Origin of the sequence: Nocardioides nematodiphilus, from assembly GCF_020216525.1 — a bacterium.
Classification (GTDB): domain Bacteria; phylum Actinomycetota; class Actinomycetes; order Propionibacteriales; family Nocardioidaceae; genus Nocardioides; species Nocardioides nematodiphilus.
Map to the genome: position 1 here is coordinate 204,379 of NZ_JAIWOY010000007.1, position 8,718 is coordinate 213,096.

Below are 8,718 nucleotides of genomic sequence, written 5' to 3' on the forward strand. Positions count from 1 at the left end.
GCTCAGGCCACCTTCCGCGTCCGAGCGGCGCTCGTCAGGGCCTCGGCGCTGACGTCGCTGATCGGCAGGTGCTCGGCCTCGAGGAGGGCGGCGAGCTGGGCGGCCAGGCCCATCCGCATCGGCCCGGACTCCGAGTCGACGACCACGGTGGTGACGCCGAGGCCGGCGACGTACTGCGCCGCCTGTCGGCTGCGCGCGACCGCACCGCTGCCGGCGGTGGCGCGCCCGTCGGTGACCACGATGAGCAGCGGTCGCAGGCGCGGGTCGCGCAGGTGCTCACGCTGCAGGACGCGGGCCGCCTCGAGCAGGCCCTCGGCCAGCGGCGTACGACCACCTGCGGGCAGCTCGTCCAGGCGCGCGGCGGCGATCTCGACCGAGTGCGTCGGCGGGAGCGTGAGGGCGGCGCCGTCGCCGCGGAACGTGACCAGCCCGACCTTGTCCCGGCGGCGGTAGGCGTCCATCAACAGGGACAGGACGGCGGCCTTGACCTGCGACATCCGCTTGCGTGCAGCAATCGAGCCGGACGCGTCCACGCAGAACAGCACGAGGTTGGCCTCGCGGCCCTCCTTGACCGCGACGCGGAGGTCCTCGACCTGGAGGGTGCGGCGTCCGTGCTGGGCCGCGGCCTTGAGGGTCTCGACCAGATGCAGGCTCCCGGTGGTGGCGGGGCGGGCGCCGACCCGACGTCCGGTGCTGCCGATCGCGCGGCTGCGCCCCCCGGCCTGCCCGCTGCCGAGGCCGTCGACCTTCAGGAGCCGGGGGCGGTACGGCGTAGCGGACGAGGCGACTGTGGACGGGGCGTCGTTGGCCGGGGCCTCGTTGGCCGAGTGAGGCGCGCTATCGCCTGTATCGAGGCCCTCGTCCGCGCCCTGGCCAGGTGGTTGCTGGGGCGTCTCCCCCGGCCCGCTCGCCGGCCCATCCGGTGAGCCATCCGGCGGGCCGTCCGTCGGGGCGTCTGTCGGCCCGTCCATCGGCGGTCCCGGATCCGGCTCGGGCTCCGGCGGCAGCTCGTCGTCGCCGAGGATCCGGTCGAGCAGCTCCTCGTCGATGCCGGGCGCGTCGAACGGGTTGCGGCGTCGCCGGTGCGGCAGCGCGAGCAGCGCAGCGCGCCGGATGTCGGCCTTCGTCACCGACGCCCGACCGGCCCAGGCGGCGTGCGCGACGGCGGTGCGGGCGGTGACGATGTCGGCACGCAGGCCGTCGACCTCGAAGGCCGCGCAGACCTCGGCGATTGTGAGCAGCGCGGCCTCGCCGAGCAGCACGTCGCCCATCTGCGCCCGGGCCTCGAGGATCCGCTCGCGCAGCTCCTTGTCGGCGGCCGCATAGCGGTCAATGAAGCTCGCCGGCTCGGCGTCGAAGGCGATCCGGCGACGGACCACCTCCATCCGTGACGCCGGGTCGCGCGGCGCGGCGACCTCGACGGTCAGCCCGAACCGGTCGAGCAGCTGCGGGCGCAGCTCGCCCTCCTCGGGGTTCATCGTGCCGATCAGGACGAAGCGCGCGTCGTGCTCGACCGAGATGCCGTCCCGCTCGACGGTGACCCGACCCGAGGTAGCGGCGTCGAGCAGCAGGTCGACCAGGTGGTCGTGCAGCAGGTTGACCTCGTCGACGTAGAGCAACCCACCGTGCGCGCGGGCCAGCAATCCCTGCTCGACCTCCACGGTGCCGTGCGCCAGCGCCGACTCGAGCTTGATCGAGCCGATCACCCGATCCTCGGTGGCACCGATGGGCAGCTCGACGAGCGGCGGCAGCAGCGCGCCCAGCGCTCGTACGGTGGTGGTCTTGGCCGTGCCCTTCTCACCGCGGACGAGGACGCCGCCGATCTCCGGGGCGATCGCGGTGAGCACGAGCGCGAGGCCCATGTCATCGAGTCCGTCCGGCGCGTCGAGATCGCAGCCGAGGACGGCAGAAAAGGGGAAATGCAGTGGCATAGGTGAGGCTCCCGCTCGATTCGACCAGCCGACCTGATGTCGGATGGTTCAGGCGGGAGGCCGGTCTTCGGACTTACTCGGTCTCTGACGGATCAGAGCCGGGCTTACCGCAGCGGGCCTGTGCCGGAGTCTCACCGGCTTCCCAGATTCTCCCCTCCCGCCTTCACCACCGTTTCCGATGGCTGAGCCGTTGGGGCACCTCTCGCCTTGCGCCAGTCACGATAGCGTCTGGCCGCGTGATCATCGTGGTGGGTATCGGCGCTGACGGTTGGGACGGGCTCCCGGATCGGATGCGCGAGGTCGTCGAGACAGCGCCGATCGTCGTGGGCGCGCAACGCCAGCTCGACCTGTTGCCGGAGGTCGCGGGACAGCGCCGCGAGCTGTGGCCCACGCCCCTGCGCGAGGCGCTGCCCGCGTTCCTGAGCTCGCTGGGCGTTCGGCAACAGGTCGTCGCGCTGGCCTCCGGCGATCCGTACGTCTCAGGCATCGGCACGACGCTCACCGAGCTGCTCGGCCGCGAGAACGTCCAGGTCATCCCGGGCGTGTCGTCGGTGGCGCTGGCGCGCGCCGAGATGGGGTGGTCGTCGGAGTCGTGCGCCGTCGTCTCGCTCGTCGGGCGCCCGGTCGACCTGCTGCGCCGCGAGCTCGCCCCTGGCCGGCGGATCATCGCGCTGTCCTCGGATGAGGAGACCCCGCGACAGATCGCGGCGATCCTGGACGAGAGCGGGTACGGCGACAGCGCCCTCACCGTGCACGGCGACCTCGGCGGGCCGGAGCACACCACGAAGCACTTCGACCAGGCGGCGCGAGTGGTCAACACCGTGCTGCGCCACGAGTTCCCGAGGCTGAACATCGTCACCATCTCGTGTGTCGGTCCGGCGCTCGGCGGCTGGGTCGCGGGCCTGCCCGACGACTGCTTCGAGCACGACGGCCAGCTGACCAAGCGCGACCTGCGCGCCTCCGCCCTCGCCCGGTTGGCGCCCGTGCCCGGCGAGCGCCTCTGGGACGTAGGCGCCGGCGCCGGCTCGGTCGGCATCGAGTGGTTGCGCTCCCACCCCACGTGCACGGCCGTCGCCATCGAGTCGTCGCCGGAGCGCGCCCAGCGCATCGGGCGCAACGCCGCACGTCTCGGCGTGCCGGGTCTGATGGTGGTCGAGGGCCGCGCACCCGCCGCGCTGTCCGAGCTGCCGGCGCCGGACGCGATCTTCATCGGCGGCGGCGCCACCCGCGACGGCGTCATCGATGCGTGCCTGTCCGCCTTGGGCCCCGGTGGCCGACTGGTCGTCCATGGCGTGACCCTGGAGACCGAGCAGCTGCTCGCGCGGCTGTACCAGGAGCACGGCGGCGAGCTCACCCGCATCTCCGTCGAGACCACGGCACCCGTCGGCACCTTCACCGGCTGGACGCCCGCCCGTGCCGTCACCCAGTGGGCGCTGCGCCGCTGAGCGCTGACCTCACACGTGTCCCCGAGTCTTGTCGCCGAACGTGCTCAGGATTCGGGTAATCGCCGCGCCGACGCCCCTCGGTTGAGATACTCGTCACATGAGTGTGGACCGGGCTTCCTGGGGCCCCGGGCCTACGATCGCGGTGCTGTCGCCGGTCACGGGCGGTTTCTACTTCGGCCGGGTGCTCAGCGGCATCACCCGCGAGGTCGCGGCGGCCGGCGGCCAGGTCGTGCTGCTGCAGACGCTCGACGCAGGCAGAAGCGGCGACGAGGCGTTGGGCGCTCCGGCGTTCGCGACGCCGTCGGCCATGGACCACGTCGACGGCGTCATCGCTCTGGCCGCCTCCGTACGCCGCCCCTTCCTCGAGACGCTTCGCTCCGCGGGCAAGGCGGTCGTGCTCGGCGGCTACCAGATCGAGGGCTTCGACTGCCGTTCGGCCATGTCCGACAACGCCGGCGGGATCCGCGCCGCGGTGGAGCACCTGGTCGGCGTCCATGGCCACTCGAGGATCGGTTTCGTCGGCAGCCTCGAGCAGACCGACATGGTCGAGCGGTTCGCCGCGTACCAGGAGGCTCTCCGTGCTCACGGGATCGATCCGGACCCCGATCACGTCTTCGCGGCCGGCAACAACGGCGAGTCCGGAGGCGCTGCCGCGGCACGCCTGCTGGTCGAGGCGGGCGTGCCGGTCACGGCCGTCGTCGTCGCCACTGACCGCAACGCGCTGGGCTTCCTCGAGGAGCTGCGCGACTCCCCCGACCCGGCGGTGCGGTCGCTCGCGGTCGTCGGGTTCGACGACATCGAGCCCGCCTCGACGACGCATCCCGTCCTCACCACGGTGAACCAGGGGTCCGACGGCGTCGGCGCGCTCGCGGCACGCCTGATCCTCGCCGAGGTGCGGGGCGAGCCGATGCCGGCAGGCCGGCAGGTCGCGCCGGCCCACTTGGTGGTACGCACCTCGTGCGGCTGTCGCACCGCGGAGAGTGGGCCACAGGACGTCACCGGAAGCAGCGCCGCGCGGCTCGTCGCGCGTCTGCACGAGGCCCTCTGGCCCGGCCAGTCCCCAGCGGAGCGCGCCGCCGGGTCCACGCTCGAGCTGGAGCGGGGTGCACTCGCCTTCAAGCGGGCGCTGGACGCCGCCCTGTCGGGTGCGGAGGACACGGTGACCACGGCGCTCGATGAGGCGGTGGCCCGGCTGCAGGCCGTGAGCCCGACGCCGGAGGCGTTGCAGCGCATCGTCCTTGCGCTGGGCGAGCGCCTCGAGGAGCTGCAGGATCCGACAGGAGCGGCGCTCGACGCGACCGGGCGGGCCCGAGCCGAGCGGATGGTCCTGCGCGCGACCTCGGCGCTCTGGCTCGCCCACACGGGCGTACGCATGGAGGAGAGCGCCCGGCTCGAGCACACGATCCTCGAGCAGTACGCCGTGGGGATGAGCCTCCTGGACCGTCGCGGGGTCGACCCGAGGTCACTGGCCTGGATGGCCGCGACGCCCGTACGCGTCGGCTGCCTCGCCCTGTGGGACGGTGCGCCGGGCAGCAGCCCGCTGCGCATCGCCGGCGTCTACGACCCGGCCGGCTCCTTGTCCGGGTCAACGGTCGCTGTCGGCACCGCCGTCGCGGTGAGCGACTTCCCGAGCCGCGAGATGCTCGGCCTGCCCGATGCCCCCGCCGGCGAGGTGGCGTTCGTGATCCCGGTCCGTACCGCAGACACGGACTGGGGCGTCCTCGCGGTGATCGGCTGGATCGACTCGAAGTCGATCGATGCGAGGGGCTCGTACAACCACTGGGCTGCGCTGCTCGCCGTGGCTTTCGAGCAGGAGCGGCTGGTGGAGCAGGTCCGGGCGAGCGAGGAGCGCTACACCGTGGCGGCCCGCGCCACCGACGACGGGCTCTGGGAGTGGGACCTGCAGAAGGACACGTCGTACTACTCGGCCCGGTGCCGCCAGATGCTCGGGTGTGGTCCTGACGAGGAGGGGGTCGACCTGCTCTTCGACGCCGTTCACCCGGACGATCGCGACCTGGCGCGCACCGCCCTGTCTCCGGACCGAGCGGGTGACACCCCCGTCGAGGTCGAGCTCCGGATGCGGTCGTCGAGTGGCCGCTACCGCTGGATCAACTGCCGTGCGATCACCGTACGCACCGCTGGTCAGGCAGCGCATCGGATCGTCGGCTCGCTCTCGGACATCGAGGACCGGAAGGTGCTGGAGGAGCAGCTGCGCCGCAACGCGCTGCACGACGCGCTGACGGGCCTGCCGAACAGAGCGCTCCTCGCCGAACGGCTCGCGGCAGCGCTCGACGCGACGCCGCGGCAGCTGAGCGCCCCGAGCGACGACGGCGTGACGGTGCTGTTCCTCGACCTCGACGGCTTCAAGGAGATCAACGACTCCCGCGGGCACGACGCAGGCGACACCGTCCTCGTCGCGGTCGCGGATCGACTGCGCGGCGCCATCCGCCCGCACGACACCGCCGCCCGCCTCGGCGGGGACGAGTACGTCGTCCTGCTGCAGACCGGCTCCCTCCCGACGGTCCTCGGCATCGTGGAGCGGATCCAGCAGGCGATCGCCCAGCCGGTGTTGCTCCCGGGCGGACCGGTCGGCGTCACCGCGACCGTCGGCATCGCCATCGCGCTCCCCGGCCGCGCCAGCGGCGCCGCGCTCCTCCGGGACGCGGACAACGCGATGTACCGAGCGAAGGCCGCCCGCCGCGGGTCCTGGGCATTGCACCAGGAGAGCCACGCAGGCTGAGCAACCGTCGGTGGGCGCGACACCGGGCGACTGCGCACATCGCGGACCCGCCCCGGTACGCGTGCGTCGCTTCGCCGCGATCGGCGCCCCGGCGGGCATCCCGTCTCCGGCTATCAGATGCATGTACGGCTCACGCGACTAAGGCATGCTGCGTACGTGAGTACCGATTGCGATCACGCGGCCATCTTCACCGGATTGCGCCGACGATCGGAGGCCGGTCGAGAACAGGCTATAGATGACGCCCAGCGTGACCCGCACGCGGATTCGCTTTTGGCTCAGATGCTTGATGAATCCCGCGACGGTTCGTGGGAGAAGGTCCTCGTCGCGGCCGCACTGGGTCAGGTGTCTGGGCCCGACGGGGATGCGGCGCTCCGCCGTGCGCTCGACGCGTCGGGACCTGGCACGAGTGATCTGCGGTGCTCCGCCCTACATGGCTTGGCCCGTCGATGCGGTGAAGCAGCACATGAGGACTTCGTGCGCGGCTTCCACTCAACTGATGCCGGAACCCGCGACTCAGCCATCGTCGTACTGGCCGCATGCGGTCGCGACGGAGTTTGGGACGAGATGGCTGCACGTCTCGCAAGTACGATGAAGCGGCCAGGTCGGCGAGGCAGCGTCCCCTCCGACACACTGACCATGCTGGTCTACCTTCTCCGACATGCGGAAGGCGATCCAGGCAGGCTCCCGTTCCTGGTCCGACTGCTACGCAAACGCTGGGACGGACTCAATCCCCGGAGCGACCCTGGTGGCGAGGCCTCCCAATGGGTCGCCCGACATTGGGCCGATACCGCTCCCGGCGGTCCGGAGGCCGACGAAGTCGCCGCCCCTCACGCGGAAGCCATCAACACCTGGCTGCGAAACGAGCCCTTCTTCAAGTATCTGACGCCTTAGCTCGCCGCCGACGACAACACCGCGGGAGATCCAGCGCCGACCAAAGCCGACTACACCTGCGGCGACGTAGCGCCTTGCGAGTGCGTCATTCCGCCGCGAGCGGGCAGCGGCAGCCTCGAGCTGCCGGAGGCTCAAAAGCGCGGGTTAAGCCGGCCCGACGACCACGTCAGTCGTCGACGCCTTCGTCGCGGCCCGTCGGGGTACGTGCAGCGTCGGAACGGAGCAGTTCCTCGGATCGCTTGTCTTATTCTCGGGCCATGGTCGAACAGGAGGCGGTCGCTGCACGTCTGCGAGCTGCGGACGGCCGGTGGAGCACCGTGCGCGGCGTCTTCCGAACCTGGCGAGACCAAGCGCTCGTCACCCAGGCGTTCATGGACTGGCACCACATCGATGAAGCGGCCGACACCGGGCAGAACGGCGCAACGTCCTTCGTGGTCACCGCTGGTCGTGAAGACCAGGGAGCCGGTGACGAGTCCGGGGTCGAGCACGTTTTGCGCGTCTGCGCCGCCGAACACGGTCGACGCCGCCGCGCCGAAGCCATTTCCCGCACAGGCGAGCAGTGGATGGCGGATGTGGTGGTCGTCGACGAACCGTGGTTCTGGGCCCGCAAGGACGACGACGTCCTGACCAACGACGGCGACCCCCGTTCGACTCATGGAGGAGCCGACTTCGTGCTTCTACTCAGGCCGAACGCCGTCCCGGACGGCTTCGACCTGAGCGCTACGGGCACAACCGAGACGGTCGCGGGGCGCCTCTGCGACCTGGTCGTCGCGACCCCTAAGGATCCGGCTGCTTACGACGAGACACTCCCCGGGGCGGAGGTCTTCGACATGACCAGCGGAGGCAGAGACTTCATGCTTTGCGTCGACCAGCAAACGTCAACGCTCATGCGGATCGCCAAGCTCGTCGGCGGAGAGCCGGCCGAGATCGTCGAGTATCTCGACATCGCCTTCGATGAGCCGGTCGGTGAAGGGATCTTCGGACCTCTGGCGTAACGGTCCGTGTCACGTCGTGCCTGCCGTTATTGGCACAACTCGTTCACACGGATCTGCCGCGATGAGCCGTGTCGAGACGTGAGTCATTCCGCCGCGCTCCGGACGCGGCCTTGGAGGCGAGTTGGCCGGTGCTGCTCAGCCTCGGTGGCGCCTCGGCCGCTCCTCGCACAAGCTTGACGATCTCGACGGCGGCGCCATCAGTTCTTAACCAGCACGCAATACGTGTTCTGTTCCACCGTCACGGCCTGCTGCGGAGCTGTGCACGCGGAGGCGGCCAGCACTTGCCCTATGACGATGACGGCAGCCGTTGGGTCATCGCAGGCAATCTGAAAACCGGCGCGGGTGAAGCACTCACCTATGGCCACCGCGGGAGTCGGTCGATCCGCAGGCGGCACGTCAGTCGGAGCTGGCGAATCGGGAGCGACCGCAGCCGCCGAAGCCCACGCGACGAGCAGGCCGACGGCCACAGTTGTCGCCGCGACTGGGACGAAGCGTCGAAGGACCGGCTTTGTCGGAGCTAACCCAGGCGGCACAGGGCTAAGAACGTGGGGATCACGACCTGCCGGCTGCCCGACGACGCGTTGGTGGCGTCGTAACGCGAGTGCGTTATCGATGATTACCCAAAGGTTTCTGAGGTACGCGAAGAACATGCCCCGGTCAAGTCCCAGGTAGTGGTGTAGCGCTGCGTTCTCCTCGATGAGGTGTCAGGCGGTCAG

At 70.8% G+C, this 8,718-nt stretch carries 4 protein-coding genes and 1 riboswitch; of the genes, 3 read left to right on the top strand and 1 reads right to left on the bottom strand.

Features of this window, described 5'->3' with window-relative positions:
* Nucleotides 1-2: 2 nt before the first annotated feature.
* Nucleotides 3-1,931: a VWA domain-containing protein gene (locus KSO98_RS13290; RefSeq protein ID WP_225286094.1), complete on the bottom strand. Its 1,929-nt coding sequence runs from the start codon at nucleotides 1,929-1,931 to the stop codon at nucleotides 3-5.
* A 41-nt stretch (nucleotides 1,932-1,972) separates the two neighbouring features.
* A riboswitch (cobalamin riboswitch) is annotated at nucleotides 1,973-2,104 on the bottom strand.
* A gap of 63 nt (nucleotides 2,105-2,167) precedes the next feature.
* Between KSO98_RS13290 and cbiE the strand changes: the two genes are divergently transcribed.
* From cbiE to KSO98_RS13305, 3 genes are all read left to right on the top strand, one after another.
* Nucleotides 2,168-3,376: a precorrin-6y C5,15-methyltransferase (decarboxylating) subunit CbiE gene (gene cbiE / locus KSO98_RS13295; RefSeq protein WP_225286095.1), complete on the top strand. Its 1,209-nt coding sequence runs from the start codon at nucleotides 2,168-2,170 to the stop codon at nucleotides 3,374-3,376.
* Between the two features lie 97 nt (nucleotides 3,377-3,473).
* Nucleotides 3,474-6,116 carry a diguanylate cyclase domain-containing protein gene (locus tag KSO98_RS13300; protein ID WP_225286096.1) on the top strand — a complete coding sequence of 881 codons (2,643 nt, stop codon included), beginning with the start codon at nucleotides 3,474-3,476 and terminating at the stop codon, nucleotides 6,114-6,116.
* Nucleotides 6,117-7,264: 1,148 nt separating this feature from the next.
* Nucleotides 7,265-8,002 carry a LolA-like protein gene (locus tag KSO98_RS13305; protein ID WP_225286097.1) on the top strand — a complete coding sequence of 246 codons (738 nt, stop codon included), beginning with the start codon at nucleotides 7,265-7,267 and terminating at the stop codon, nucleotides 8,000-8,002.
* The last annotated feature ends 716 nt before the right edge of the window (nucleotides 8,003-8,718 follow it).

Bases quoted from the DNA above. Each gene is read 5' to 3' on its own strand.
- KSO98_RS13305 (WP_225286097.1), top strand. From the start codon at position 7,265: ATGGTCGAACAGGAGGCGGTCGCTGCACGTCTGCGAGCTGCGGACGGC.
- KSO98_RS13300 (WP_225286096.1), top strand. From the start codon at position 3,474: ATGAGTGTGGACCGGGCTTCCTGGGGCCCCGGGCCTACGATCGCGGTG.
- KSO98_RS13290 (WP_225286094.1), bottom strand. From the start codon at position 1,931: ATGCCACTGCATTTCCCCTTTTCTGCCGTCCTCGGCTGCGATCTCGAC.